At 70.5% G+C, this 26,133-nt stretch carries 24 protein-coding genes and 1 riboswitch; of the genes, 16 read left to right on the top strand and 8 right to left on the bottom strand.

The genetic code is table 11. The features are described from left to right. Positions 1–91 precede the first annotated feature (91 nt). From IE257_RS25745 to IE257_RS25735, 3 genes are all read left to right on the top strand, one after another. Positions 92–1,288, top strand: a complete 1,197-nt coding sequence (locus IE257_RS25745) for a globin domain-containing protein (protein ID WP_189972292.1) — start codon at positions 92–94, stop codon at positions 1,286–1,288. Positions 1,289–1,414: 126 nt separating this feature from the next. Next, complete coding sequence (locus IE257_RS25740; protein ID WP_189972291.1) at positions 1,415–2,005, top strand: N-acetylmuramoyl-L-alanine amidase; 591 nt, start codon at positions 1,415–1,417, stop codon at positions 2,003–2,005. Between the two features lie 28 nt (positions 2,006–2,033). Then, positions 2,034–2,927 (top strand): 1-aminocyclopropane-1-carboxylate deaminase/D-cysteine desulfhydrase, encoded by an 894-nt coding sequence (locus IE257_RS25735; protein ID WP_189972290.1) that lies wholly within the window; start codon positions 2,034–2,036, stop codon positions 2,925–2,927. Between the two features lie 34 nt (positions 2,928–2,961). Here IE257_RS25735 and IE257_RS25730 read toward each other — a convergent pair whose 3' ends face one another. Then, positions 2,962–4,542, bottom strand: a complete 1,581-nt coding sequence (locus tag IE257_RS25730) for a Na+/H+ antiporter (RefSeq protein ID WP_189972289.1) — start codon at positions 4,540–4,542, stop codon at positions 2,962–2,964. Positions 4,543–4,754: 212 nt separating this feature from the next. Between IE257_RS25730 and IE257_RS25725 the strand changes: the two genes are divergently transcribed. From IE257_RS25725 to IE257_RS25715, 3 genes are all read left to right on the top strand, one after another. Continuing rightward, the gene (locus IE257_RS25725) at positions 4,755–5,015 is read left to right on the top strand and encodes a UBP-type zinc finger domain-containing protein (RefSeq protein ID WP_189972288.1); all 261 of its coding nucleotides are present in this window, start codon (positions 4,755–4,757) and stop codon (positions 5,013–5,015) included. Between the two features lie 205 nt (positions 5,016–5,220). Next, on the top strand, positions 5,221–5,634 hold the full coding sequence (locus IE257_RS25720) for an ATP-binding protein (RefSeq protein WP_030012703.1): 414 nt from the start codon (positions 5,221–5,223) through the stop codon (positions 5,632–5,634). Then, complete coding sequence (locus IE257_RS25715; protein WP_372453171.1) at positions 5,631–6,671, top strand: RNA polymerase sigma factor SigF; 1,041 nt, start codon at positions 5,631–5,633, stop codon at positions 6,669–6,671. Before IE257_RS25720 ends, IE257_RS25715 begins: the two co-directional genes overlap by 4 nt. A gap of 40 nt (positions 6,672–6,711) precedes the next feature. On the opposite strand, the gene IE257_RS25710 is transcribed toward IE257_RS25715, so the two are convergent. Continuing rightward, entirely contained in the window at positions 6,712–7,161 is a 450-nt protein-coding gene (locus IE257_RS25710; protein WP_189972287.1) for a hypothetical protein, read from the bottom strand. 84 nt (positions 7,162–7,245) lie between these two features. Between IE257_RS25710 and IE257_RS25705 the strand changes: the two genes are divergently transcribed. Both IE257_RS25705 and IE257_RS25700 read left to right on the top strand, forming a co-directional pair. Next, complete coding sequence (locus tag IE257_RS25705; RefSeq protein WP_030385973.1) at positions 7,246–8,211, top strand: diacylglycerol/lipid kinase family protein; 966 nt, start codon at positions 7,246–7,248, stop codon at positions 8,209–8,211. Positions 8,212–8,535: 324 nt separating this feature from the next. Next, positions 8,536–8,793 carry a WhiB family transcriptional regulator gene (locus IE257_RS25700; protein WP_003953983.1) on the top strand — a complete coding sequence of 86 codons (258 nt, stop codon included), beginning with the start codon at positions 8,536–8,538 and terminating at the stop codon, positions 8,791–8,793. A 150-nt stretch (positions 8,794–8,943) separates the two neighbouring features. Here IE257_RS25700 and IE257_RS25695 read toward each other — a convergent pair whose 3' ends face one another. Continuing rightward, positions 8,944–10,413 carry a PAS domain-containing sensor histidine kinase gene (locus tag IE257_RS25695; RefSeq protein WP_189972370.1) on the bottom strand — a complete coding sequence of 490 codons (1,470 nt, stop codon included), beginning with the start codon at positions 10,411–10,413 and terminating at the stop codon, positions 8,944–8,946. Positions 10,414–10,811: 398 nt separating this feature from the next. Further along, entirely contained in the window at positions 10,812–11,408 is a 597-nt protein-coding gene (locus IE257_RS25690) for a TetR/AcrR family transcriptional regulator (protein ID WP_189972286.1), read from the bottom strand. 84 nt (positions 11,409–11,492) lie between these two features. On the opposite strand from IE257_RS25690, the gene IE257_RS25685 reads away from it, so the two are divergent. Both IE257_RS25685 and nagB read left to right on the top strand, forming a co-directional pair. Then, the gene (locus IE257_RS25685; protein ID WP_189972285.1) at positions 11,493–12,254 is read left to right on the top strand and encodes an SDR family oxidoreductase; all 762 of its coding nucleotides are present in this window, start codon (positions 11,493–11,495) and stop codon (positions 12,252–12,254) included. Between the two features lie 187 nt (positions 12,255–12,441). Next, positions 12,442–13,227, top strand: coding sequence for a glucosamine-6-phosphate deaminase (gene nagB / locus IE257_RS25680; protein ID WP_189972284.1), 786 nt, complete (start codon positions 12,442–12,444; stop codon positions 13,225–13,227). A gap of 158 nt (positions 13,228–13,385) precedes the next feature. Here the strand turns inward: nagB and IE257_RS25675 are convergent, their stop codons facing one another. From IE257_RS25675 to IE257_RS25660, 4 genes are all read right to left on the bottom strand, one after another. Next, the gene (locus IE257_RS25675) at positions 13,386–14,867 is read right to left on the bottom strand and encodes a glycoside hydrolase family 3 protein (protein WP_189972283.1); all 1,482 of its coding nucleotides are present in this window, start codon (positions 14,865–14,867) and stop codon (positions 13,386–13,388) included. A gap of 7 nt (positions 14,868–14,874) precedes the next feature. Then, a complete protein-coding gene (locus IE257_RS25670; protein ID WP_229920657.1) occupies positions 14,875–15,765 on the bottom strand; it encodes a carbohydrate ABC transporter permease in 891 nt (296 codons plus the stop codon). Next, positions 15,762–16,757, bottom strand: coding sequence for a carbohydrate ABC transporter permease (locus IE257_RS25665; protein WP_189972282.1), 996 nt, complete (start codon positions 16,755–16,757; stop codon positions 15,762–15,764). Before IE257_RS25665 ends, IE257_RS25670 begins: the two co-directional genes overlap by 4 nt. A gap of 75 nt (positions 16,758–16,832) precedes the next feature. Beyond that, positions 16,833–18,113 carry an extracellular solute-binding protein gene (locus tag IE257_RS25660; protein WP_189972281.1) on the bottom strand — a complete coding sequence of 427 codons (1,281 nt, stop codon included), beginning with the start codon at positions 18,111–18,113 and terminating at the stop codon, positions 16,833–16,835. Positions 18,114–18,402: 289 nt separating this feature from the next. On the opposite strand from IE257_RS25660, the gene IE257_RS25655 reads away from it, so the two are divergent. The 6 genes from IE257_RS25655 to IE257_RS25630 all read left to right on the top strand — a co-directional run bounded on the left by IE257_RS25655 (position 18,403) and on the right by IE257_RS25630 (position 26,056). After that, complete coding sequence (locus IE257_RS25655; RefSeq protein WP_030016685.1) at positions 18,403–19,167, top strand: GntR family transcriptional regulator; 765 nt, start codon at positions 18,403–18,405, stop codon at positions 19,165–19,167. Positions 19,168–19,308: 141 nt separating this feature from the next. Next, positions 19,309–21,528 carry a carbon starvation CstA family protein gene (locus IE257_RS25650; RefSeq protein ID WP_229920656.1) on the top strand — a complete coding sequence of 740 codons (2,220 nt, stop codon included), beginning with the start codon at positions 19,309–19,311 and terminating at the stop codon, positions 21,526–21,528. Next, positions 21,525–21,722: a CstA-like transporter-associated (seleno)protein gene (locus tag IE257_RS25645; protein WP_030016682.1), complete on the top strand. Its 198-nt coding sequence runs from the start codon at positions 21,525–21,527 to the stop codon at positions 21,720–21,722. The genes IE257_RS25650 and IE257_RS25645 overlap by 4 nt, the downstream gene beginning before the upstream one ends. Positions 21,723–21,835: 113 nt before the next feature. Then, positions 21,836–22,333 (top strand): GNAT family N-acetyltransferase, encoded by a 498-nt coding sequence (locus IE257_RS25640; protein ID WP_189972280.1) that lies wholly within the window; start codon positions 21,836–21,838, stop codon positions 22,331–22,333. 51 nt (positions 22,334–22,384) lie between these two features. Continuing rightward, a riboswitch (cobalamin riboswitch) is annotated at positions 22,385–22,506 on the top strand. 143 nt (positions 22,507–22,649) lie between these two features. Next, entirely contained in the window at positions 22,650–25,040 is a 2,391-nt protein-coding gene (locus IE257_RS25635) for a ribonucleoside-diphosphate reductase subunit alpha (RefSeq protein WP_189972279.1), read from the top strand. After that, on the top strand, positions 25,040–26,056 hold the full coding sequence (locus IE257_RS25630; protein ID WP_189972278.1) for a ribonucleotide-diphosphate reductase subunit beta: 1,017 nt from the start codon (positions 25,040–25,042) through the stop codon (positions 26,054–26,056). Before IE257_RS25635 ends, IE257_RS25630 begins: the two co-directional genes overlap by 1 nt. Positions 26,057–26,133 lie beyond the last annotated feature (77 nt).

Genomic DNA, 26,133 nt, shown 5'->3' with positions numbered 1-26,133 from the left:
ACCACGGCGGTCCTTCTGCGATCAAAAATACGCATCTCAGATGCAAATTCAATCGGTCACACCCACAGGCCCATCACGCGAGGAGTTCCGCATGCTGTCCGAGACGTCGACCGCGACCGTACGAGCCACCCTGCCCGCCGTCGGAGCGGCGATCGGGGAGATCGCCGAGCTCTTCTACACCAAGCTCTTCGCGGCCCACCCGGCGCTGATCCGCGACCTCTTCAACCGGGGCAACCAGAGCGCCGGCCTCCAGAAGCAGGCCCTCGCCGGCTCGATCGCCGCCTTCGCGACCCACCTCCTCGCCCACCCGGACACCCGCCCCGACGTGATGCTGAACCGCATCGCCCACAAGCACGCCAGCCTCGGCGTGACCCGCGAGCAGTACGCGGTCGTCCACCAGCACCTGTTCGAGGCGATCGGCGAGGTCCTCGGCGAGGCCGTCACCCCCGAGGTCGCCCGGGCCTGGGACGAGGTCTACTGGCTGATGGCGAACGCCCTGATCGCCCTGGAGGAGCGCCTCTACGCCGAGCAGCGGGTCGTCGCCGGCGACGTGTGGCGCGAGTGGACCGTCACCGACCGGGTGGCGGAGACGGCGGACTGCACCACCTTCCGGATCGCCCCCGCGGACGGCGCCCCCGCTCCCGCGCACCGGCCGGGCCAGTACGTCTCGGTCCAGGTCGAACTCCCGGACGGCGCCCGCCAGATCCGCCAGTACAGCCTCATCACCTCGCCCGGCTCCGCGGTCCGCGCGATCACCGTCAAGCGGATCCACGGCCCGGCCGCCGCGGGCCCGGCCGGTGAGGTCTCCAACCACCTGCACGCCCGGGTCCGCACCGGCGACACCCTGCGGGTCTCGGCCCCGTACGGCGACCTGGTGCCGGCGGACTCGGCCGCCCCGGTCCTGCTCGCCTCGGCCGGCATCGGCTGCACCCCGATGCTGTCGATGCTGGAGCACCTGGCCGACACCGGGCACACCGCCCCGGTGACCGTGCTGCACGCCGACCGCTCCCCCGCCGACCACCCGCTGCGGAGCGATCACCGGGCGCTGACCCACAAGCTGCCGGACGCCTCGGCCCGGTTCTGGTACGAGGAGGCGGCGGAGCCGGGCGACGGCGAGGGCCGCATGGACCTCTCGGCCGTCGCCGTCGCCCCGGGCACCCGGGCCTACCTGTGCGGGCCGCTCCCCTTCATGCGTGCGGTTCGCGAGCAGCTGATCGCCAAGGGGCTGCCGGCCGCCGACATCCACTACGAGGTCTTCGGCCCGGACCTGTGGCTCGCATCGGTCTGACGCCTGGCCGGATCGGCTCGCTCGCCGTACGAAAGCACTAGCGCGGAAGGGCCGCCTCCACTAAACCGGAGGGTGACGAGACGAGCACAGAGGGTGTCGTCACGCACCGCAACGAAGGAGGCGGCCATGGCCGCACCCATGTCCGCGGACCGTTTCATCAACGCACTGCGGAACGAGGGTCTGACCGTCGTCGAAGTCGGCGCCTGGCGGACCCACAACCGCAACCACAAGGGCCCCTGGGGACCGGTCCACGGGGTGATGATCCACCACACCGTCACCCGCGGCACCGCCCGCACCGTCGAGCTCTGCCGCGAGGGCCACAGCGCCCTGCCCGGCCCCCTGTGTCACGGCGTGATCGCCAAGGACGGCCGCGTCCACCTCGTCGGCTACGGCCGCGCCAACCACGCGGGCGCCGGCGACTCCGACGTCCTCGCTGCGGTGATCGCGGAGAAGCGCCTCCCGCCGGACAACGAGACGGACACCGACGGCAACCGCCACTTCTACGGCTTCGAGTGCGAGAACCTGGGCGACGGCGAGGACCCCTGGCCGGCGGTCCAGCTCGACGCCATCGCCCGCGCCGCGGCGGCCCTGTGCCGGGTCCACCGCTGGACGTCCCGCTCGGTGATCGGCCACCGCGAATGGCAGCCGGGCAAGGTCGACCCCAGGGGCTTCACGATGGACGCCATGCGCGCCCGGATCGGCGAGCGCCTGAAGTAATCGGGCCCCCACCAGGGACAATGACCTGGTGACCCATTCCGAACTGCTGCCGCGCCCGCCGTCTCCGCTCGTCGAGGCGGCGGACGACAGGTTCGGGCGGTACGGCGTGCGGCTGCTGCTGAAGCGGGACGACCTCGTGCATCCCGAGTTGCCCGGCAACAAGTGGCGCAAGCTCGCGCCCAATCTCCGGGCCGCCCTGGAGGGCGGCCACGATCAACTGGTCACCTTCGGCGGGGCGTACTCGAACCACCTGCGGGCCACCGCCGCCGCCGGGCGGCTGCTCGGGCTGCGGACGGTCGGCATCGTACGCGGGGACGAGCTGGCCGGGCGGCCCCTGAACGAGTCCCTCGCCCGGTGCGCCGCGGACGGCATGCGGCTGCACTTCGTGTCCCGGTCGGAGTACCGCCGCAAGGCCGAGCCGCACCGACTGGCACGGCTGGTGGACGCGGCGGGCGCGGCCGGTGCGTACGTCGTCCCCGAGGGCGGCAGCAACGCGCTCGCCCTGGGCGGCTGCGCCGAGCTCGGCCGGGAACTGCGCGGCGCCGCCGACGTGGTGGCGGTGGCCTGCGGTACCGGCGGCACCCTGGCGGGCCTCGCGGCCGGGCTGGGCACCGGGCAGCGGGCGCTCGGGGTTCCGGTCCTGGCGGGCGGGTTCCTGGCCGCGGAGATACGTTCCCTCCAGGCGGCCGCCTTCGGGGGGCCGGCCGGCGACTGGGCGCTGGCCGAGGACTTCCACCACGGCGGCTACGCCCGGGTCCCGGCCGAGCTGGAGGCCTTCGCCGCCGACTTCGGGTCCCGCCACGGCCTGCCGGTCGAGCGCATCTACGTGGCCAAGCTGCTCTGGGCCCTGACCGAACTCACCGCGTCCGGCGCCTTCGCGCCCGGCACGACCCTCGCCGCCGTCGTCACGGGCCGGCCGTAGCGGGTGCCTGCCGACCCGGCCGCGACGCCCGGCCTCAGCCCTCCTCGCGGTAGGCCGCGGCCTCCTCCAGGTCCAGGCGGCGCAGCAGCGCCCGCAGCATCTCGTCGTCGATCCGCCGCTGGTCCCGCAGCGTCACGAAGACCTCCCGCTCGGCCGCGATCATCTCCCGCGCGAGGCGCCGGTAGATGTCGTCCGCCGACTCCCCCGTCTCCGGGTTGACCTCGCCCAGCCGCTCCCACACCGCGTTGCGCCGCCGCTCCAGCACCGTCCGCAGCCGGTCCGCCAGCGGCGGCGGCAGCGTGCTGTTCTCCGGTTCCTCCAGCAGCTCCGCCAGCCGTTCCTCCGCCGCCCGCGAGGCCTCGCTCTGCGCCTGCGCCTCGGCCAGGGTCTCGGCCTGCACGTCCTTCGGCGGCAGGTTCAGCACCCGGATCAGCGGCGGCAGCGTCAGCCCCTGCACCACCAGCGTCCCGATGACCGTGGTGAAGGTCAGGAAGAGGATCAGGTTCCGGTGCGGCACCGACATGGGCACGGAGAAGGCGATGGCCAGCGAGACCACTCCGCGCATCCCGGCCCATCCCACGATCACCGGGGCCTTCCAGTCGGTGTCGCTCTCCCGCGCCCGGATCCGCTCCGACAGCCAGCGCGGCACGAAGGTCGCCGGGAACACCCACAGGAACCGGGCCACCACCACCGCGATGAACACGGCGACCGCGTAGGTGGCCGCGTGCATGCCGTCGTACTCCCCCAGCCCGCCCAGGACCACCGGCAGCTGGAGCCCGATCAGCGCGAAGACCACGGACTCCAGCACGAAGGCGACCACCTTCCACACCGCCTCCTCCTGGAGCCGGGTGGCGAAGTCGACCTGCCAGTTGCGGTGCCCGAGGTACAGCGCGACGACGACCACGGCCAGCACCCCGGAGGCGTGCACCCGCTCCGCGGCCGCGTACGCCACGAAGGGGATCAGCAGCGAGAGGGTGTTCTGGAGCAGCGGCTCCTTCAGCCGCGTGCGCAGGTGGTGGATCGGCACCATCAGCAGCAGGCCCACGCCGATCCCGCCGACCGAGGCCAGCAGGAACTCCGCGATGCCGCCCGCCCAGCCGGCGCTCACCCCGACGGCCGCGGCCAGCGCCACCTTGTAGGCGGTGATCGCGGTCGCGTCGTTGACCAGGGACTCGCCCTGCAGGATGGTCGTGATGCGGTTCGGCAGCCGCAGCTTGCGGGCGATCGCGGTGGCGGCGACGGCGTCCGGCGGGGCGATCACCGCGCCCAGCACCAGGGCCACCGGCACGGAGAGCCCCGGCACCAGCAGGTACGCCGCGTACCCGACGGCGAGCGTCGCGAAGAGCACGTAGCCCACCGAGAGCATCGCGATGGGCCGGATGTTCGCGCGCAGGTCCAGGTACGAGCTGTCCACGGCGGCCGTGTACAGCAGCGGCGGGAGCAGCAGCGGCAGCACGATGTGCGGGTCGAGTGCGTACGCGGGCACCCCCGGCACGTACCCGGCCAGCAGGCCGGCGGCGACCAGCAGCAGCGGCGCGGGCACCGGGGTCCGGCGGGCCAGCCCCGCGACGGCCGCGCTGCCGGCGATCAGCGCCACCAGCGGCAATACCTCCATCGAAGATCCACCTCAATCGTCGGCCGGTCGCCCCGAACGCGCGGGCTTGACCGAGGAGATCCTCATGACTCGCACGGCGGGAACGTATTCTGTACGAGATCAAGCTCCGGTCAAAGCGTGACGCATCGACACTCCGCTGCATCGCAGCTCCGGCCCGTGCGCGCGGTTCGCCCCGAGACTGAAGGCCGGGGTTCCGGTACAAGGAGAATGCGATGAGCGAGTGCACCCACGTTGCCGAACTGCCGCGTCCCGAACCGGTGCCCTCCCACGACACCTGCTCCGAGTGCCTGGCGCTCGGCAGCCACCCCGTGCAGCTGCGGATGTGCCTGGGGTGCGGGCACGTGGCCTGCTGTGATTCCTCGCCCCACCGGCACGCCACGGCGCACCACAAGGACACGGGCCATCCGGTGATGCGGAGCTTCGAACCGGGTGAGACCTGGCGCTGGTGTTTTGTCGACGGTTCGATCGTCTGAAGCGGGGTAGTTCAACCCTCCGCCGGTTCCCCTGATTTGGGCCCCGCAGACCTCTAGCCACTGTGCGTACCCATGGGCTTACCATCAGTCACTGGCTCGCAGACGAGGTGCACGAAGCGGGCACCAAGAGGGGTGCCGCGACACGATCGCCCGGATCGCGATAGCGTCACCGGCGAACAGAGCTCGTACCACCTTGGAGGTGAGGGTGTCCCAGATTGCAGGCGAGCCCGGGACTCAGGACTTCGTGGAAGTCCGGCTGCCCGCTGCGGGTGCCTACCTGTCGGTGCTGCGGACGGCCACGGCCGGCCTCGCGGCACGTTTGGACTTCACCCTCGACGAGATCGAGGACCTCCGCATCGCGGTGGACGAGGCCTGCGCGATCCTGCTCCAGCAGGCCGTGCCCGGCTCCGTCCTCAGTTGCGTGTTCCGGCTGATCGACGATTCGCTGGAGGTGACCGTCTCGGCACCGACCACCGACGGGCGCGCACCGGAGCGTGACACGTTCGCGTGGACCGTCCTGTCGGCGCTGGCCGGCAAGGTCGAGGCCACGGTCGAGGAGAACCGGACGGTGAGCATCAGCCTCTACAAACAGCGCGGCGCGGGACCAGGCCCGGCGTGAGCGGCGGGGAGATCCCGGTACGGGGCGGGGATCGGCCCCGGGTACGGCACGAGGTCGACGGCGGCATCCCGGAGCAGCAGCACGCCCGACCGCACCCGGCTGACGCGGATGCGGAAGACGGCTTTTTGGACTCGGCGGAGCGACGGGCGGGCCCTATGAGCGAGAACCAGCAGGAACAACCACAATCACCCCAGCCGACCGAGGCCGCTGCCACGGCCCCGGAGCTGGCACCGGTGGTACCGGCAGCGCCGGTGCTCCCGGTGTCGCACGCGCTGCCGGATCCGCGCGACCGCAGTGGCGCGCGGGCCCTGTTCATCGAGCTGCGGGCAATGCCCGACGGGTCGGTGGAGAAGGCGGAGCTGCGCAACCGGCTGGTACGGATGCACCTGCCGCTGGTGGAACACCTGGCGCGGCGCTTCCGCAACCGCGGTGAGCCGCTGGACGACCTGACCCAGGTCGCGACGATCGGACTGATCAAGTCGGTGGACCGGTTCGACCCGGACCGCGGGGTCGAGTTCTCCACGTACGCCACGCCCACGGTGGTCGGCGAGATCAAGCGCCACTTCCGTGACAAGGGCTGGGCGGTGCGCGTACCGCGTCGCCTTCAGGAGCTGCGGCTCTCGCTGACGACGGCCACGGCCGAACTGTCCCAGCAGCACGGCCGCTCCCCGACGGTGCACGAACTCGCCGAACGGCTGGGGATCTCCGAGGAGGAGGTGCTGGAGGGGCTGGAATCGGCCAATGCCTACAGCACGCTGTCCCTCGACGTCCCGGACACCGACGACGAGTCGCCGGCGGTCGCGGACACCCTGGGTGCGGAGGACGAGGCCCTGGAGGGCGTCGAGTACCGCGAGTCCCTCAAGCCGCTGTTGGAGGGCCTGCCCCCGCGGGAGAAGCGGATCCTGCTGCTTCGCTTCTTCGGCAACATGACCCAGTCGCAGATCGCCCAGGAGGTCGGCATCTCCCAGATGCACGTCTCCCGGCTGCTGGCCCGCACCCTGGCCCAGCTCCGCGACAAGCTCCTCGTCGAGGAGTAGGCAGCCGGGTACGGCGGTGCGCCGGGAACCGGACGACCGGTTATCGGGCCTGTTCCCCGGGCCCGATACCGAGAGCCTCGGTCGCCGTCGGGTTCACCAGGAGCGCTACGACGGCCACCGCGGCCAGGGCCAGCGCCACGGCGGCGGCGATCATCGCGCCGCCCGTGCTGTAGAGGGTCCAGGCCACCGGCAGCGCCATCAGCTGGGTGATCAGTGCCGGACCGCGGCTCCAGCGCCGGCCCAGGCGCAGCCCCCGGGCCGCGATCAGCGGCAGCGCGGCCAGTGCGAGCAGAGTGATCCCGCCCGTCTCGGCCTGCTGCGGGGAATCGGGGTCGCCGGCGATCCCCACGAACAACATGTAGAGCCCGAGGCCGGCCAGCGCCAGGCCTTCCAGGGCGGTGAGCGCGGCGGCCGCGGTCAGCCGGCCGGGCAGCGCGGCGGGCGGGGCGGCGGCGGGGGCGGGGGCATTCGCGGGCTGCTTCTTACTCACCCCAGCAGGGTAGCGGCGCGGCCCCGGGCCCCGAGGGGACGGGCAGTACGGTCGGCATGTGAGGGGGTGGGTAGTCTGGCGCTCATGCGTGCACTTCTCGTGGCCAACCCAGCAGCGACGACCACCAGTGCGCGCACGCGCGACGTCCTGACCCATGCCCTGGCCAGCGAGATGAAGCTGGAGGCGGTCACCACCGAGTACCGCGGGCACGCCCGGGACCTGGGGCGCAAGGCCGCGCACGAGGGGCTGGACCTCGTCGTCGCACTGGGCGGCGACGGCACGGTCAACGAGGTGGTGAACGGGCTCCTGCACAACGGGCCCGACCCGGAGCGCCTCCCCCGGCTGGCGGTGGTTCCCGGCGGCTCCACCAATGTCTTCGCCCGCGCCCTGGGGCTGCCCAACGACGCGGTCGAGGCGACCGGCGCGCTCCTGGACGCGCTGCGGGAGCAGCGTGAGCGGACGGTGGGTCTAGGCCTGGCGGCCGGCACCCCGGGCACGGAGGACGAGTCGGTCCCGGCCCGCTGGTTCACCTTCTGCGCGGGCTTCGGCTTCGACGCCGGCGTGGTGGGCCGGGTGGAGCAGCAGCGCGAGCGCGGCAAGCGTTCGACCCACGCTCTGTATGTGCGACAGCTGATGCGCCAGTTCTGGGAGGAGCCCAACCGGCGGCACGGCACGGTCACGCTGGAGCGCCCCGGCGCGGACCCGGTGACCGATCTGGTGCTGTCGATAGTGTGCAATACGTCACCGTGGACGTATCTGGGGAATCGTCCGCTTTACGCCTCCCCCGAAGCTTCGTTCGATACTGCGCTTGACGTATTGGCACTGAACCGTTTGTCAACTCCGGCCGTCGCCCGGTACGCGACACAGCTCCTGACCTCCACTCCTGAGCGGGGTCCACACGGCAAGCATGCGGTGTCTCTGCACGATCTGACCGACTTCACCTTGCATTCGAAGGTTCCGCTTCCGTTCCAGATGGACGGCGATCACCTCGGACTGCGGACCAGCGTTCGGTTCACAGGCGTACGCCGTGCACTGCGTGTGATTGTGTGAGTAGAAGGGCCCGAGGGCCTTTCACTCGAACGTTTACACGCCGGTCCACCCTCACGATGTAGGGCTGTGACCTAGTCGACACCGACGAATCAAAAAAAACTTTCCGGAAGGGGTTGTATCCCCGTCCGAGGTTTGCGAATCTCTTCATGGCGATCGGGACAGCCCGCAACACCCGGCACCCACACAGACCGCCAGAACCCCTCCACGAATCTCTGATGGATCACCCGCGTGAAACCGGGCGGTCGCCCTTCCCTCACGGGGGGATTCGTGAAAGCGTTCACATTCACAAGCAACTTGCCCGCAATACAAGGAGATGGAGCAGCCATGGACTGGCGTCACAACGCCGTTTGTCGTGAGGAAGACCCGGAACTCTTCTTCCCCATCGGCAACACCGGTCCTGCGCTGCTGCAGATCGAGGAAGCCAAGGCCGTCTGCCGCCGTTGCCCCGTCATGGAGCAGTGCCTGCAGTGGGCGCTCGAGTCCGGTCAGGACTCCGGCGTCTGGGGCGGTCTCAGCGAGGACGAGCGCCGCGCCATGAAGCGCCGCGCCGCTCGCAACCGGGCGCGCAACGCCAGCGCCTGACAACGACTTTCGAGCCTCGACGCGCAGCGCGTAGTAACCGAACAAGCGCTCAGCAACGTGCTCTTGAGCCCCGGACCGAATCATTCGGTCCGGGGCTCAGTGCTGTGCGGGGTACCCGGCAGAGCGTCACGCTGAGTTACGGATCGGCTGCTACTTCTGCGGGCTGGACGGGATGTCGAGGACGACCTTGGTGCCGCGCGGCTCGGCCCTGAGCATGTCGAAGGTGCCGCCGAGCTCCCCCTCCACGAGGGTCCGTACGATCTGCAGCCCGAGGTTGCCGGCCCGCTGGGGATCGAACCCCTCGGGCAGGCCGCTGCCGTCGTCGAGCACGGTGATCAGCAGCCGGGCGTCGGTGCGACCGGTTCCGGAACGGATCGCGGCCACCTCCACGGTGCCCCTCTCCCCCTGGGTGAAGGCGTGCTCCAGGGCGTTCTGGAGGATCTCGGTCAGCACCATCGACAGCGGAGTGGCGACCTCCGCGTCCAGGATCCCGAACCTGCCGGTGCGCCGGCAGTCGACCTTGCCCGGCGAGATCTCCGAGACCATCGCGATGACGCGGTCGGCGATCTCGTCGAACTCGACCCGCTCGTCGAGGTTCTGAGACAGCGTCTCGTGCACGATCGCGATCGATCCGACGCGGCGCACGGCCTCGTTGAGCGCCTCGCGGCCCTGCGCGGAATCCATCCGGCGGGACTGGAGCCGCAACAGTGCGGCCACGGTCTGGAGGTTGTTCTTCACCCGGTGGTGGATCTCCCGGATGGTCGCGTCCTTGGTGATCAATTCACGTTCGCGACGACGCAGTTCCGTGACGTCGCGGCACAGCACCAGGGAGCCGATCCGGGTGCCCTTCGGCTTGAGCGGGATGGTGCGCAGCTGGATGACCCCGCTGTTGCCCTCGACCTCCGTCTCCCGGGGGGCCCACCCGCTGGCGAGTTTGACCAGGGCCTCGTCCACCGGCCCGCGGGAGGGTGCGAGTTCGGCGGTGGTGTTGCCCAGGTGCTGACCGACGAGGTCGGAGGCGAGGCCGAGCCGGTGGTAGGCGGAGAGCGCGTTCGGCGAGGCGTAGGTGACCACGCCCTCGGCGTCGAGCCGGATGAGACCGTCCCCGACGCGCGGGGAGGCGTCCATGTCGACCTGCTGGCCGGGGAACGGGAAGGAGCCCGCCGCGATCATCTGGGCCAGGTCGGAGGCGGACTGGAGGTAGGTCAGCTCCAACCGGCTCGGTGTACGCACAGTGAGCAGATTGGTGTTGCGCGCGATCACGCCCAGGACCCGGCCCTCGCGGCGGACGGGGATCGACTCGACGCGGACCGGCACCTCCTCGCGCCACTCGGGGTCGCCCTCGCGCACGATGCGGCCCTCGTCGAGCGCGGCGTCCAGCAGCGGGCGGCGGCCTCGCGGCACCAGGTGGCCGACCATGTCGTCCTGGTACGAGGTGGGACCGGTGTTCGGACGCATCTGGGCGACCGAGACGTACCGCGTGCCGTCGAGGGTGGGCACCCACAGCACGAGGTCCGCGAAGGAGAGGTCGGAGAGCAGTTGCCACTCCGAGACCAGCAGGTGGAGCCACTCCAGGTCGGTTTCACCGAGAGCGGTGTGCTGGCGTACGAGGTCGTTCATGGAGGGCACGTTGCGAGCGTACCCCGGGTACGCGCCATGACTTTGCCCACGACAGTACTCAGGAGTATCCAAGGGGGGCGCGGGCCGCGTACTGTTGGAGGAAGTGACGGGTTTCCGGGCCCTGTCATTGGATGGACAGAACAGAATGGTCTAGTCCACAATTGATTCAAGAACCTCCGCCCTCCCCGCACAGGAGGACGGATCGAGGTAAGCCGCGCGCTCTGCCCTGACCGCGCAGGCACCTCCACCGGCCGTCGGGAACCGCACACCTGTCGGCCGTAAGTACTCCGGGCTACGGTGCCGGGCGGGTCGAGGGTCCCGTTCTGCACCGTGGCCCAGAGGAACGTTCCCGCCGGATTCCGGAGTGAATTCCGGGCGCGCAGCGCCCCCGCCTCCGACTAGGCCTTCGGCCAGGCCAGCAGCGCCCGCTCCGCCACCGCTTCCAGTTCTTCCCTGCTCGCCCCGTCGCGCGACTGCTGCGACATCCCCTGGAGCACCGCCCCCGCGTACCGGGCCAGTGCCCGCGCGTCCGTCTCCGCCGGCAGCGCCCCCGTGGCCATGTCGGCCCGGATGCGGCTCTCGAACATCTCCAGGTTGGCGTTGCGCCGCTCGCGCAGTGCCTGCGCCACCTCCTCCGAGGTGGTGTTGATCGCCGCGCTGATCACCATGCAGCCCCGAGGGTGGGCCGGGTCGGTGTAGACCTCGGCGGCCTCGCGCAGGATGCGGGCGACGGCCGCCCCGGCGGTGGGCTCCTCGGCGAGCGCCACGCTCGCGAAGTCCGCGTACCGGCCTCCGTAGACCACCACGACCTCGTCGAAGAGCTTGCGCTTGTCACCGAAGGCCGCGTAGAGGCTGGGCGCGCTGATGCCGAGCGAGGCGGTCAGGTCGGCGATGGAGGTCGCCTCGTAGCCGCGCTCCCAGAAGGCGAGCATCGCCTTGTCGAGGGCGGCGTCGCGGTCGAAGGAACGGGGTCTGCCGCGCTGTCCGGTCACCATGCCGAGATTCTATAGCGGTCGCTAGGGAATCTGATACGTTCCTTTCTGTAGCGACCACTAGCAATTAACGGAGGGGGGCGCGTCATGGGCGTGCTCAAGGGGAAGACGGCACTGGTCACGGGCGGTAGCCGGGGCATCGGCCGGGCGGTGGCCGAGCGGCTGGCGCGGGACGGGGCCCTGGTCGCCGTCCACTACGGACGCAACGCGGCGGCGGCGGAGGAGACCGTCGAGGCGATCGGGGCGGCCGGCGGGCGGGCCTTCGCCATCGGGGCGGAGCTCGGCGTCCCCGGCGACGCACAGGCCCTCTGGGCGGCGTACGGGGCCCATCCCGCGCACACGGAGGGCGTGGACATCCTGGTCAACAACGCCGGGGCGGCGGCCTTCGCGGGGATCGGGGAGACCGACGAGGAGACGTACGACCGGGCCCACGCACTCAACGCCAGGGCGCCGTTCTTCGTGATCAAGTACGGGCTGGAGCGGCTGCGGGACGGGGGGCGGATCGTGAACGTGACCGGCACCCCGCACATCGCCCTGCCGGCCATCCTGGCCACGATCACGGCGAAGGGTGCGGTGAACGCGCTGACCCGGTCGCTGGCCGCCGAACTGGCCCCGCGCGGGATCACGGTGAACTCGGTCGGGCCCGGCATCACCGAGACCGACCTCAACGCGGACCTCCTCGCGGACGAGGCGACCCGGGCGCACCTGGCCGCCCGCTCCGTCTTCCACCGCGTGGGCACGACCCAGGAGGTCGCCGACGTGGTGGCCTTCCTGGCCTCGCCCGACTCCCGCTGGGTCACCGGACAGCACCTGGACGCGACGGGAGGCCTGCGGCTGGCCCTGCTCTGAGCCCGGGACCCGGGCCCGGGGTGCCGCGGCACCGGGCCCGGGGCACCGCGCCCCGGGCCCGGTGGCGCCGGCGGGCCGGACGCCCGGATCCGGACCACCATGGATAACGACGAGACCCCCGCCGTACGCGCCGGCCTCTGCTAGATTGGTCTATACCACACCACCACTCCAGATCGGCAGGCCCCGCGTGGAAGTTGTCATCGTCCCGGACGCCAAGGCAGGCGGCGAGCTCATCGCGGAGGCCATGGCCGCCCTGGTGCGCCGCAAGCCCGACGCCCTGCTCGGCGTGGCGACCGGCTCTACCCCGCTGCCCATCTACGAAGCCCTCGCCGCCAAGGTCCGGGCCGGACAGGTCGACGCCTCCAGGGCCCGGATCTGCCAGCTCGACGAGTACGTCGGCCTGCCGGCCGGGCACCCCGAGTCCTACCGCGCGGTCGTGCTCCGCGAGGTCGTCGAGCCCCTGGGCCTGTCCGAGGCCTCCTTCATGGGCCCCGACGGCTCGGCCGAGGACATCGTCGGCGCGTGCGAGGCGTACGACCGTGCCCTGGCCGAGGCCGGTGGCGTCGACCTCCAGCTCCTCGGCATCGGCACGGACGGCCACATCGGCTTCAACGAGCCGTGCTCGTCGCTCGCCTCCCGCACCCGGATCAAGACGCTCACCGAGCAGACCCGCGTGGACAACGCGCGCTTCTTCGACAACGACCTGGACCAGGTGCCGCACCACGTCATCACCCAGGGCATCGGCACCATCCTCGACGCCCGCCACCTGGTTCTGCTGGCCACCGGCGAGGGCAAGGCCGAGGCGGTCGCGCAGACCGTCGAGGGCCCGCTGTCCGCGCTGGTGCCGGCCTCCGCGCTGCAACTGCACCGGCACGCCACCGTGGTCGTGGACGAGGCGGCCGCCTCGAAGCTGAAGCTGGCCGACTACTTCCGCCACACCTACGCCGACAAGCCGTCCTGGCAGGGGCTGTAGGACCCGCAGGCCCGTACGGAGAAGGGCCGGACTCCCCGCAGGGGGATGTCCGGCCCTTCTGCGTACGCGCAGTGTCCGGCCCCTGACACCCGACAGCCCCCGCCCCGGACGGTGTCCGGCACAGGGGCTGTCGCCCTGGTCAGGGGCTCTTGGCGGGATCAGGCGCCCGCGATCACCTCGGCGGCGGCCCGGCCGCAGACGCGCGAGGCGCCGTGCGTGGCGATGTGCAGGGCCCCGCGCGGCTCGGCGCGCGGCAGGCCCATCTCGACCACGACCGTGTCCGGCCGGGCCGCGACCAGCGCGTCGACGACTTCGGTCATCCACGGGTGCCGGTGCGCGTCACGGACCACCGCGACGACGGGACGATCCCCCGCGGCCGCCAGGATGTCCCCGGCCGAGGCGCCCTGCGGGTAGACGCCCGACCCGGTGCCCGGGAGCAGCTCGGCGAGTTCGGCCGCCACGCCCCAGGGGGTCTCGTCCCCCACCGCGATGTTCGCGACGGGCGCGAGCGTGGCGACGTAGGGGCCGGTGAGCGGCTTGGCCGAGCCCGTGACGAGCACGGCCCGGCGGGCGGCCGTCAGCCCGATGCCGGACGCGCGGCTCCCCTCCGGCTGCGCGTCCGGCCGGGCCCCGCGGGTCCATGCGGCCAGCGCGCGGACGCGGGCGGCGGCGTCGGCGAGGCGCTCCTCGGGCAGTGCCCCCTCGCGAACTGCCGCAACCAGCGCGTCGCGCAGCCGCAGGACGGTGGCTTCGTCGGCGAGTCCGCCGCCGACACAGATGGCGTCGGCGCCGGCCGCGATGGCCAGCACCGAGCCGCGCTCGATCCCGTACGTGCCGGCGATGGCGTGCATCTCCATGCCGTCGGTGACGATGAGGCCCTCGTAGCCGAGCTCCTTGCGCAGCAGACCGGTCAGGATCTGCGGGCTGAGCGTGGCCGGGCGGGTCGGGTCGAGGGCGGGCACCAGGATGTGCGCGCTCATCACGGCCTTGGTGCCGGCCTCGATGGCCGCCTTGAAGGGGACGAGCTCGCGGGCCTGGAGGGTGTCCACGTCAACGTCGATGCGCGGCAGGGCGTGGTGCGAGTCGACGTTGGTGTCGCCGTGGCCCGGGAAGTGCTTGGTGCACGCGGCCACGCCGGCGGCCTGCAGGCCCTCGACGTAGGCGGCGGTGTGCCGGGCGGCGAGGTGGGTGTCGGCACCGAAGGACCGTACGCCGATCACCGGATTGTCCGGGTTGGAGTTGACGTCCGCGGACGGGGCCCAGTTGAGGTTGACCCCGCACTCGGCGAGACGGCGGCCCAGCTCGCGGGCGACCTCGCGGGTCAGCGTGGTGTCGTCGACGGCGCCGAGGGCCAGGTTGCCGGGGAAGGAGGAGCCGCCGCGGACCTCCAGGCGGGTGACGTCGCCGCCCTCCTCGTCGATGGCGACCAGGACGTCGTCGCGCTCGGTACGCAGCTGCGCGGTCAGCGCGGCGAGCTGTTCGGGCGAGGCGATGTTGCGGCCGAACAGGCCGACGGCGGTGAGGCCTTCGCCGACCCGGCGGAGCAGCCAGGCGGGCGCGGTGGTGCCCTCGAAGCCGGGCTGGAGGACGGCGAGGGCGTCGCGGGTGACCGTATCGGTGCGGTGCGCAAGAACAGTCATGGGGCCGTTATCCCTTCACGGCGCCGGCGGTGAGGCCCGCGGCCATCTTGCGCTGGACGATGAGGAAGAGGACCACGATCGGGACGGCCATCATGGTGGAGCCGGCCATCATCGGGGCGAACTCGGTGCCGTGCTTGGTGGTGAAGTTGCCGAGCCAGACGGTGGCGGTCTGGTTCTGCTGGCTCATCAGCATCAGCGCGTACAGGTACTCGTTCCACGCCTGGATGAAGGCGTAGACGGAGGTGGCGACCATGCCGGGGGCGAGCAGCGGGAAGACCACCCGCAGGAAGGCGCCGGTCGGCGTGCAGCCGTCGACCATGGCCGCTTCTTCCAGCTCCTTGGGGATGTTGACGATGAAGCCGCGCAGCGTCCACACGGTGAAGGGCAGGACGAAGGTCAGGTACGTGATGATCAGGCCGGTGAGCTTGTCGTACTGACCGAGGTCGTTCAGCAGCAGGAAGACCGGGATGATCATCGCGACGAGCGGGACCATCTGGACGGCGAGGATCCCGACGATCACGACCTTGCGGCCGCGGAAGGCGAAGCGGGAGATGGCCAGGGCGGCGAGCATGCCCACCGCGATGCCGATGACCACCACGACGAGCGAGACGATCAGGCTGCGGCCGACCGGACCCCAGAAGTCGGCGATGTCCAGCGCGCGGGAGAAGTTGGCCAGCGTGAAGGTGTGCGGGAAGAACTGCGGATCGGGGTCGATCGCTTCCTTGGACGGCTTGAAGGCCGTGTTGAGCATCCAGTAGACCGGGAAGCCCGCGGTGGCGAAGACCAGCAGGCCGAGGAGGTTCCAGCCGAGCTTGGACTTCTTCCGCTGCTTCAGCCGTGCGACGGGCGGGGTCGCGGCGGGCGCAGTGGACGCAGTGGACGCAGTGGTCACGCTCATTCCACCTCTCCGATCTTGAGCATCTGGCGCATGTAGACGGCGACCACGCCGAGCAGCAGCAGGACGGTCACCAGGGCGATCGCGGAGCCGCCCGAATAGTCGTTGACCACGAAGGCCTGCTGGTACGAGTAGGTGGTCAGCAGCTGGAACTCGGCTTCCGGGTTCCCGTTGCGCATCACGAAGACCTGCGGGAAGACGCCCATGTCCCAGATGACGGAGAGCGTCGTCAGCATGACGAGGATCGGCTTCAGGATGGGGAGGGTGACGTGCCGGAACACGCCCCACGCGCCCGCGCCGTCGAGCCGGGCGGCCTCCTCCAGCTCCTTGGGCACCTGCGTGAGGCCCGCGCTGAGGGTGATGACGACGAAGGGGACCGCGCCCCAGACCACCAGCAGCATGATCACTGCGAGGCCCTGGGGGCCGCTGGTGAACCAGTTGTGGCCGATCATGTCGACGCCGGGGAGCTTGCTCATCATGTAGTTGAGGACGCCGTAGTCGGCGTCGAAGAGCCACTTGAAGACGGCGGTGGCGACGATGATCGGCATGCCCCAGCTGGCCACGAGGGCGATGCTGATGAGTGCCTTGACCCAGCCGGAGACCTTCTGCAGCAGCAGAGCGATGAGCATGCCGATCACCATCGTCGCGGCGACCGCGCCGACCGCGAAGATCACCGTGCGCAGGACGACGGCCCAGAACTCGCCGTCGCCGAGGATCTTGGCGAAGTTGTCGAAGCCGACGAACTCGGGATCCTTGAAGCCCCAGAGCTCGGACTTGCCGAAGCTCTGGAAGGACAGGGCCACCAGCCGGTAGAGCGGGTACCCCATGACGAGGGCGATGACCAGCAGGCACGGGGCCAGCAGCAGCCAGGGAGTGGCGCCGGGGCCCTTGCGAACGGGCCGCCCCGGTGCGGCCTGGCTGCCCGGCTTCGCTCCGGGGGAAGTCTTCTGCTTCGCCGGCGGCAGGTCGGCGGTGGTTGTCTGTGCGGCACTCATCGCGCGCTCCTCGGGGGTCCCTCTCTTGACGGGCAGCAGGGCCCCGCCGGTCCGGCGGGGCCCTGCCCACTCAGGTCACTTGGTGTTGATGACCTTGTCGATCTCGGCGTCGGCGGCCTTGGCCGCGTCCTCGACCGACTTGTTGCCGGTGCCGATGTCGCGCAGCGTGGTCTGGAGGAGCTTGGCCTTCTCGATCTGGCCCCAGCCGGACGCCGTCGGGACGAACCAGGAGGACTCGGCCGCGGTGGCCGCGACCTGCGTCTTCGGGTCGGCCTTCAGCGGGCCGAGGTCCGTCTTGTTGTTCGGCAGGTTGCCCTTCTCGATCAGGCCCTTCTGGCCCTGGGCGCCGGTGAAGACGTTGATCCACTCGGCGGCGACGTCCTTGGCCTTGGACTTGGCCGGGATGGCCAGGTCCGAACCGCCCAGGAAGACCGGGAGGTTCTTGCCGCTCGGACCGGGCTGGACGAAGTTCTCCAGCTTGTCCTTCAGGCCGCCGACCTTGTCGTTCTCCGGGGTGGCGGCGGTGGCGCCCTCCCAGGCGGCGGCGAAGATCGCCGCGGAGTTGCCCTGGCCGAAGACGACCGGACGGTCGGACTCGTCCTTGGTCTTGTCGGCGTGCATGTACTTGTCGAGGAGCTCCTTGTACTGCCCCAGCCCCTTCAGCGACTCGGGGGAGGACAGGTTGCCCTTCCACTTGTCGCCGTCCTTCTTGGCGATGCTGCCGCCCGCCTCGTAGACGAAGGACATCGCGGCGTACCAGTCCGGGGAGGGCTGGTAGAGGGCGCTGAACTTGTCGCCCTTCGCGGCCTGGATCTTGTCGAGCGCGGCGGTGTACTCGGCCCACGTCTTCGGCGCGGCGGTGACGCCGGCCTCGGTGGCGATGTCCTTGCGCCAGGTGCCGACACGGCCACCGGCGTAGTAGGGGACGCCGTAGGTCTTGCCGTCGTAGGTCACGGACTCCTTGAGGGCGTCCAGCCAGGCGGCCGAGTTCTCGAACTTCGACGGGTCGACCTCGGCGAAGGCACCGGTCGACATGTACCCGATCATCTCGGAGTTGCCCATCTCGACAACGTCCGGGGCCTTGTCCGTGGCGAGCACGGCGTCCAGCTTGGCGTTCTTGTCCGGCCAGCCGTAGTACTCGTGCTTGATGGTGAGACCCGGGTGCTTGGCGACGATCGCGTCGTCGGCCGCCTTCACGAGCTCCGGCCAGTTCTTCTGCGCGTCGACCGTCAGCCAGACGGTGAGCTCCTTGGCATCGGAGGCCTTGTCGCCGCCCTTGCTGTCGGAATCACCGCACGCCGCGAGGCCGATAACCATGCCCGCGACTCCAACCGCCGCGATGAGCTTGCGCTTCACGCCACCCTCCTCAGGGATGCCTGCCTGCACTTCCCTTGCCCGCCGCGGTGACATACGCGAAGTACTGCCGTGGGGCCGGGATCTGATCCATATTGGTTTAGACCAGTAGCTGGAGCTTGGCCTAGACCTTTAGGGGTGTCAAGGGTCTAATGAGCGGGTGCCCGGTCCGTTATCGGACCGACACCTGGGGAGAGAGAAGGCCTGTCCCCCCTTACGTGTCACGATGTGACCGCACATATCGGAGGAGCCGGTGACGGCAGCGAAACTGGAGTCGGGAAGGCGGGCGGCGATGGCCACCGAAGGGGCGACCACGGAGCCGGAGGGCGGGGCAGCCACTCGCACGGCGCGCGTGCCCAAGTACTACCGACTCAAGCGGCACTTGCTCGACATGACCGAAACACTGCCGCCCGGCACGCCGGTACCGCCGGAGCGCACGCTCGCGGCCGAGTTCGACACCTCGCGGACCACCGTCCGGCAGGCCCTTCAGGAACTGGTCGTAGAGGGGCGACTGGAGCGAATCCAGGGCAAAGGCACCTTCGTCGCCAAGCCCAAGGTCTCCCAGGCTCTGCAACTGACCTCGTACACGGAGGACATGCGGGCCCAGGGACTGGAACCCACCTCCCAGCTCCTCGACATCGGCTACGTGACCGCCGACGACACCCTCGCCGGGCTGCTCAAGATCACCACCGGCGGACGGGTGCTGCGCATCGAGCGGCTGCGGCTGGCGAGCGGCGAACCGATGGCCATCGAGACCACCCACCTGTCGGCCAAGCGCTTCCCCGCGCTGCGCCGGTCGCTCGCCAAGTACACCTCCCTCTACACCGCGCTCGCCGAGGTGTACGACGTGCACCTGGCCGAGGCCGAGGAGACCATCGAAACCTCCCTGGCCACCCCGCGCGAGGCCGGCCTGCTCGGCACCGACGTCGGGCTGCCGATGCTGATGCTCTCCCGGCACTCCCTGGACGCGGACGGCGAACCGGTGGAGTGGGTGCGGTCGGTGTACCGCGGCGACCGCTACAAGTTCGTCGCCCGGCTCAAGCGTCCCGCCGTCTGACCTGGCCCTGCCTCCCCGCCCGGCGGAGCCCGCGTACCGAATTCCTTCACGTACCGGATTGCGGACGGGGTCTTACGCTCACCGGGCAATCCCCCGTAGATTCCCTGCGCTTACGCAGATGATCGACGAGGGGACGAGGTCATGCCTGAACCGGAAGCAACAGGGACAGAACGGGACGCGGCGAGTCCGGGCACCACGCCCGGCTCGCCCTCGCCCAAGTCCATCGCCGTGTGGGTGCTCGTCGGACTCGTCGGCGCGATCGGCTGGAGCGTGCTCGCGCTCTCCCGCGGCGAGGAGATCTCCGCGGCCTGGCTGCTCGCCGCCGCACTGGGCTCGTACGCGATCGCCTACCGCTTCTACGCGCGCTTCATCGCGGACCGCGTACTGAAGGTGGACGCCACCCGCGCCACCCCCGCCGAACGCCTTGACAACGGTGTCGATTTCCATCCCACCGACCGCCGGGTGCTCTTCGGCCACCACTTCGCCGCCGTCGCGGGCGCCGGCCCGCTCGTCGGGCCCGTGCTCGCGGCGCAGATGGGCTACCTGCCGGGCACCATCTGGATCGTCGCCGGCGTCATCTTCGCCGGGGCCGTCCAGGACATGGTCACCCTCTTCTTCTCCACCCGCCGCGACGGGCGCTCGCTCGGCCAGATGGCCCGGGACGAGATCGGCCCCGTCGGCGGGGCCGCCGCCCTGGTCGCCGTGTTCGCCATCATGATCATCCTGCTGGCGGTGCTGGCCCTGGTCATCGTCAACGCCCTGGCGCACTCGCCCTGGGGCGTCTTCTCCATCGGCATGACCATCCCGATCGCCGTCTTCATGGGCTTCTACCTGCGCGTCCTGCGGCCGGGCCGGGTCACCGAGGTGTCCGTCATCGGCGTCGCGCTGCTGCTGCTCGCCATCGTCGCGGGCGGCTGGGTCGCCGAGTCCTCCTTCGCCGGCACCTTCACCCTGGAGAAGGAGACGCTGGTCATCTGGATGGTCGTGTACGGCTTCCTGGCATCGGTCCTGCCGGTGTGGATGCTGCTCGCGCCCCGCGACTACCTCTCCACCTTCATGAAGGTCGGCACCATCGCGCTCCTCGCGCTCGGCGTGGTCATCGCGATGCCCACCCTGAAGATGCCCTCGGTCACCGACTTCGCGGCGAGCGGCGACGGACCGGTCTTCGCCGGGTCGATGTTCCCGTTCGTCTTCATCACGATCGCCTGCGGCGCGCTCTCCGGCTTCCACGCCCTGGTCTCCTCGGGAACCACCCCGAAGATGATCCAGAAGGAGACCCAGGTCCGCATGATCGGCTACGGCGCGATGCTGACCGAGTCCTTCGTCGCCGTCATGGCGATCATCGCGGCCTGCATCATCGAGCCCGGCCTCTTCTTCGCCGTCAACTCCCCCGGCGGCGTCATCGGCACCACCGTCGAGTCCGCCTCCCAGGCGGTGACGAACTTCGGCTTCGCCATCTCCCCCGAGGCCCTCACCCAGGCCGCCAAGGACGTGGAGGAAGCCAGCCTGCTCTCCCGCACCGGCGGAGCACCGACCTTCGCACTCGGAATGTCGGAGATCTTCTCCGCCGTGATCGGCGGCGCGGGCATGAAGGCGTTCTGGTACCACTTCGCGATCATGTTCGAGGCGCTCTTCATCCTGACGACGCTCGACGCGGGCACCCGAGTGGGCCGGTTCATGCTCCAGGACACCCTCGGCAACGTGCACAAGTCCTTCAAGGACGTCAGCTGGAAGCCCGGCGTGTGGTTCGCGAGCGCGATCGTCGTCGGCGGCTGGGGCTACTTCCTGTGGGTCGGCATCAAGGACCCGCTGGGCGGCATCAACCAGCTCTTCCCGCTCTTCGGCATCGCCAACCAGCTGCTCGCCGCGGTCGCGCTGGCCGTCTGCACCACCCTGCTCGTCAAGTCCGGCCGGCTCAAGTGGGCCTGGGTGACGGGCGTTCCGCTGGTCTGGGACGCCACGGTGACCCTCACCGCGAGCTACCAGAAGATCTTCTCCGAGGACGTTAAGGTCGGCTTCTTCGCCCAGCGCGACAAGTACCAGGCCGGAATCGACGCCGACAAGGTGCTGGCACCGGCCAAGAACATGGACGACATGCACACCGTGGTCACCAACGCCACGGTCGACGGCGTACTGTGCGCCTTCTTCGCCGTCCTGATCATCGTGGTCCTCGCGGACGCGGCCCGGACCTGCCTGAAGGCCGTCCGCGACCCGGGGTCGGCGACCCTCTCCGAGGTCCCGTGGACCGAGTCGAAGATCGTCGCCCCGGCCGGTCTGATCGCGACCGCCGAGGAGCGGGCCGAGCTCGCCTCGGCGGGCCCGGACACGGGCGGCGGACACGTCAGGGAGCCGGTGGCGTGAGCACCGTACGGAGCGTGCTGGCCAGGGCCCGGTTCTACGTAAGGGAGTTCTCCGGGGAGGCCGCGTACGACCGCTACGTGGCCCACGCCCGCTCCCACGACCCGGACGCGGAGGTCCTCACCCGCCGCGCCTTCGAACGCGCCCGTACGGACGCGCGCGAGGCGGACCCCCGCGAGGGCTTCCGCTGCTGCTGAGCCGCTTCGCACACCGAAGGCCCCGCCGGAAGCTTCCGGCGGGGCCTTCGCGCTGTCCTGTCGTCCCCGACGACGGCGCCGCCCGCCGGCAGCCGTCCTGCACACTCGACCGCATGGACATGGTGATCAGAACGGTGCTGCCCGCCGACTGCGCGGAGCTGGGCGAGATCACGGCGCAGGCCTACCTCGCCGACGGGCATCTGGACTTCAACGAGGACGACGCATACCTGGACGTGCTGCGCGACGTGGCCGGCCGGGCGGCCCGGGCCGAGGTGCTCGTCGCCGAGCGGGACGGGCGGGTGCTGGGCGGGGTGACCTTCGCCGCGCCCGGCAGCCCGCTCGCCGACATCGCCGCCGCCGACGAGGCGGAGTTCCGGATGCTCGCGGTGGCCCACGCGGCGCGCGGCCAGGGCGCCGGCGAGGCTCTGGTGCGGGCGTGCATCGAACGGGCGCGGGCCGTCGAGGGGGTCACGGGCATCGTGCTCTCCACCCAGCGCAGCATGGCCGGAGCCCACCGGATCTACGCGCGTCTGGGCTTCGTACGCACGCCGGAGCGGGACTGGGCGCCGATCGAAGGCCTGACACTCCTCACGTATCGACTCAAGCTGTAGCCACGCCGACACTACATGTGGGGGTTGCCGCAACGGGCCGCCCCCACATGTATGCTCATGCCTGCTGTCGCCGCAGGGGAATCCGGTGTGAATCCGGAACTGTCCCGCAACGGTATGAAGTGTCCGGCATCCGGACACCAAGTCCGATGACCTGCCGTCAGCGCGCCCGGCTCGACCGAACCGGGTGCCGACACGTCCGGGCCTCGCGGTTGGGCCGGTGGACGCCATGCGGGGTACGCGTTCCTGTCGCGCCCGCATGCGCCCGCCCGCGCCCCGCTCCGCCGATGACCGGGCCGAGCGAGGGAGAGCTCCCGCCGTGACCATCGCGCCTTCCGCACCGCGCGCCGAGTCCACTTCTGGCGACAACACCGAGGGCCCGGGGGCCACGCTGCTGCGTACCCTCACCGAACTGACGGCGGACCTCCCCGACACCGACCCCGGCCGGGTCGCGGCCTCCGCCCTGCGCGGCCGCAGCTCCGCCGCCGACGACGCCGAACTGCGCGGGCTGGCCACGGAGGCCGCCGCCGGTCTGATCTCCGAGGACCCGGCCTACTCCCGGCTCGCCGCCCGCCTGCTGACGCTGGCCGTCCGGGACGAGGCCGCGAGCCAGGGCTCCACCTCCTTCTCGGCCTCCGTCGAGGTCGGCCACCGCGAGGGCCTGATCGCCGACCGCACGGCCGAGTTCGTACGCACCCACGCGAGCCGCCTGGACTCGCTCGTCGAGCTCACCCTCGCCGAGGGCGCCGACGACCGCTTCGGCTTCTTCGGTCTGCGCACCCTGCACAGCCGCTACCTGCTGCGCCACCCGATCACCCGTCAGGTCATCGAGACCCCGCAGTACTTCATGCTGCGCGTGGCCTGCGGCCTCGCGGCGGACGACAGCGTGCAGGCCGTGGAGGAAGTGGCTTCGCTCTACCGGCTGATGAGCCGCCTGGACTACCTGCCGTCCTCCCCGACGCTCTTCAACTCCGGCACCCGGCACCCGCAGATGTCCTCCTGCTACCTGCTGGACTCCCCGCTGGACGAGCTCGACTCGATCTACGACCGCTACCACCAGGTGGCCCGGCTCTCCAAGCACGCCGGCGGCATCGGCCTGTCGTACTCCCGCATCCGCGCCCGCGGTTCGCTGATCCGCGGCACCAACGGCCACTCCAACGGCATCGTGCCGTTCCTGAAGACCCTCGACGCCTCCGTCGCCGCCGTGAACCAGGGAGGCCGCCGCAAGGGCGCCGCCGCCGTCTACCTGGAGACCTGGCACGCGGACATCGAGGAGTTCCTGGAGCTCCGCGACAACACCGGTGAGGACCAGCGCCGTACGCACAACCTGAACCTCGCCCACTGGGTGCCGGACGAGTTCATGCGCCGCGTGAACGCCGACGCCGAGTGGTCGCTGTTCTCGCCGGCCGACGTGCCCGAGCTGGTCGACCTGTGGGGCGACGAGTTCGACGCCGCCTACCGCAAGGCCGAGGCGGACGGCCTGGCCCGCAAGATCATGCCCGCCCGCGACCTGTACGGCCGGATGATGCGCACCCTCGCGCAGACCGGCCAGGGCTGGATGACCTTCAAGGACGCCTCCAACCGCACGGCGAACCAGACCGCCGAGCCGGGCACCGTCGTGCACTCCTCGAACCTGTGCACCGAGATCATCGAGGTCACCAACGACGGCGAGACCGCCGTCTGCAACCTCGGCTCGGTCAACCTGGGCGCGTTCGTCATCGACACGGCCGACGGTCGTGAGATCGACTGGGAGCGGATCGACGAGACCGTCCGCACCGCCGTGACCTTCCTCGACCGCGTGGTGGACATCAACTTCTACCCGACCGAGCAGGCCGGCCGCTCCAACGCCCGCTGGCGCCCGGTGGGCCTGGGCGCGATGGGCCTTCAGGACGTCTTCTTCAAGCTGAAGCTGCCCTTCGACTCCCCCGAGGCGAAGGCCCTGTCCACCAAGCTCTCCGAGCGCATCATGCTGGCCGCCTACGAGGCCTCGTGCGACCTCGCCGAGCGCAGCGGCCCGCTGCCGGCCTGGGAGCAGACCCGCACCGCCCGCGGTGTCCTGCACCCGGACCACTACGACGTCGAGCTGAACTGGCCGGAGCGCTGGGAGGCGCTGCGCGCCCGCGTCGCCGACACCGGCATGCGCAACTCCCTGCTGCTCGCCATCGCCCCGACGGCGACGATCGCCTCGATCGCCGGCGTGTACGAGTGCATCGAGCCGCAGGTCTCCAACCTCTTCAAGCGCGAGACGCTCAGCGGTGAGTTCCTCCAGGTGAACGGCTACCTGGTGGAGGAGCTGAAGCAGCTCGGCGTGTGGGACGCCCAGACCCGCGAGGCCCTGCGCGAGGCCTCCGGCTCGGTCCAGGGGTTCAGCTGGATCCCGGCCGAGGTCCGCGAGCTGTACCGCACGGCGTGGGAGATCCCGCAGCGCGGCCTGATCGACATGGCGGCGGCCCGTACGCCGTTCCTGGACCAGTCGCAGTCGCTGAACCTGTTCCTGGAGACGCCCACCATCGGCAAGCTCAGCTCGATGTACGCGTACGCCTGGAAGCAGGGCCTGAAGACCACCTACTACCTGCGCTCGCGCCCGGCGACGAAGATCGCCCGTGCCGCGCAGGCGGCCACCCCCGTCGAGTTGCCGCAGGCGGTCGCCGACGCCGAGGCACTGGCCTGTTCCCTTGAGAACCCCGAGTCCTGCGAGGCCTGCCAGTAATGAGCTCCAACGACACCAAGAACCTCCTGGACCCGGGCTTCGAGCTCACGCTCCGCCCGATGCGCTACCCGGACTTCTACGAGCGATACCGGGACGCGATCAAGAACACCTGGACCGTCGAGGAGGTCGACCTCCACTCGGACGTCGCCGACCTGGCGAAGCTGACGCCCTCCGAGCAGCACATGATCGGCCGGCTGGTCGCGTTCTTCGCGACGGGCGACTCGATCGTCTCCAACAACCTGGTGCTGACGCTGTACAAGCACATCAACTCCCCGGAGGCGCGCCTGTACCTGTCGCGCCAGCTGTTCGAGGAGGCCGTGCACGTCCAGTTCTATCTGACGCTGCTCGACACCTACCTGCCCGACCCGGACGACCGCTCGGCCGCGTTCGACGCGGTCGAGGAGATCCCCTCCATCCGCGAGAAGGCGCAGTTCTGCTTCAAGTGGATGGACTCGGTCGAGAAGATCGACCGGCTGGAGACGGCCGCCGACCGCCGCCGCTTCCTGCTGAACCTGATCTGCTTCGCCGCGTGCATCGAGGGCCTGTTCTTCTACGGCGCCTTCGCGTACGTGTACTGGTTCCGCTCGCGCGGTCTGCTGCACGGCCTGGCCACCGGCACCAACTGGGTGTTCCGCGACGAGACCATGCACATGAACTTCGCGTTCGAGGTCGTGGACACCGTCCGCAAGGAGGAGCCGGAGCTCTTCGACGACGCTCTTCAGCAGCAGGTCACCGACATGCTGAAGGAGGCCGTGGAGGCGGAGCTGCAGTTCGGCCGCGACCTGTGCGGTGACGGCCTGCCGGGCATGAACACCGAGTCGATGCGCGAGTACCTGGAGTGCGTCGCGGACCAGCGTCTGGTCCGTCTCGGGTTCCCGCCGGTGTACGGCTCGCAGAACCCGTTCTCCTTCATGGAGCTCCAGGGCGTGCAGGAGCTGACGAACTTCTTCGAGCGCCGTCCGTCGGCCTACCAGGTCGCGGTCGAGGGCACGGTCGACCTGGACGAGGACTTCTAGGACTTCCAGGGGTTCCAGGACTCACCGGGGAGCCGGGATGCGGATGATCCGTGTTCCGGCTTCTCGCGTTCCCCGGT

It is taken from the genome of Streptomyces avidinii (assembly GCF_014650695.1).
Taxonomy (GTDB): domain Bacteria; phylum Actinomycetota; class Actinomycetes; order Streptomycetales; family Streptomycetaceae; genus Streptomyces; species Streptomyces avidinii.
Note: the sequence above shows the minus strand (reverse complement) of the source record. Positions and strands in the feature narration are given on the sequence as shown.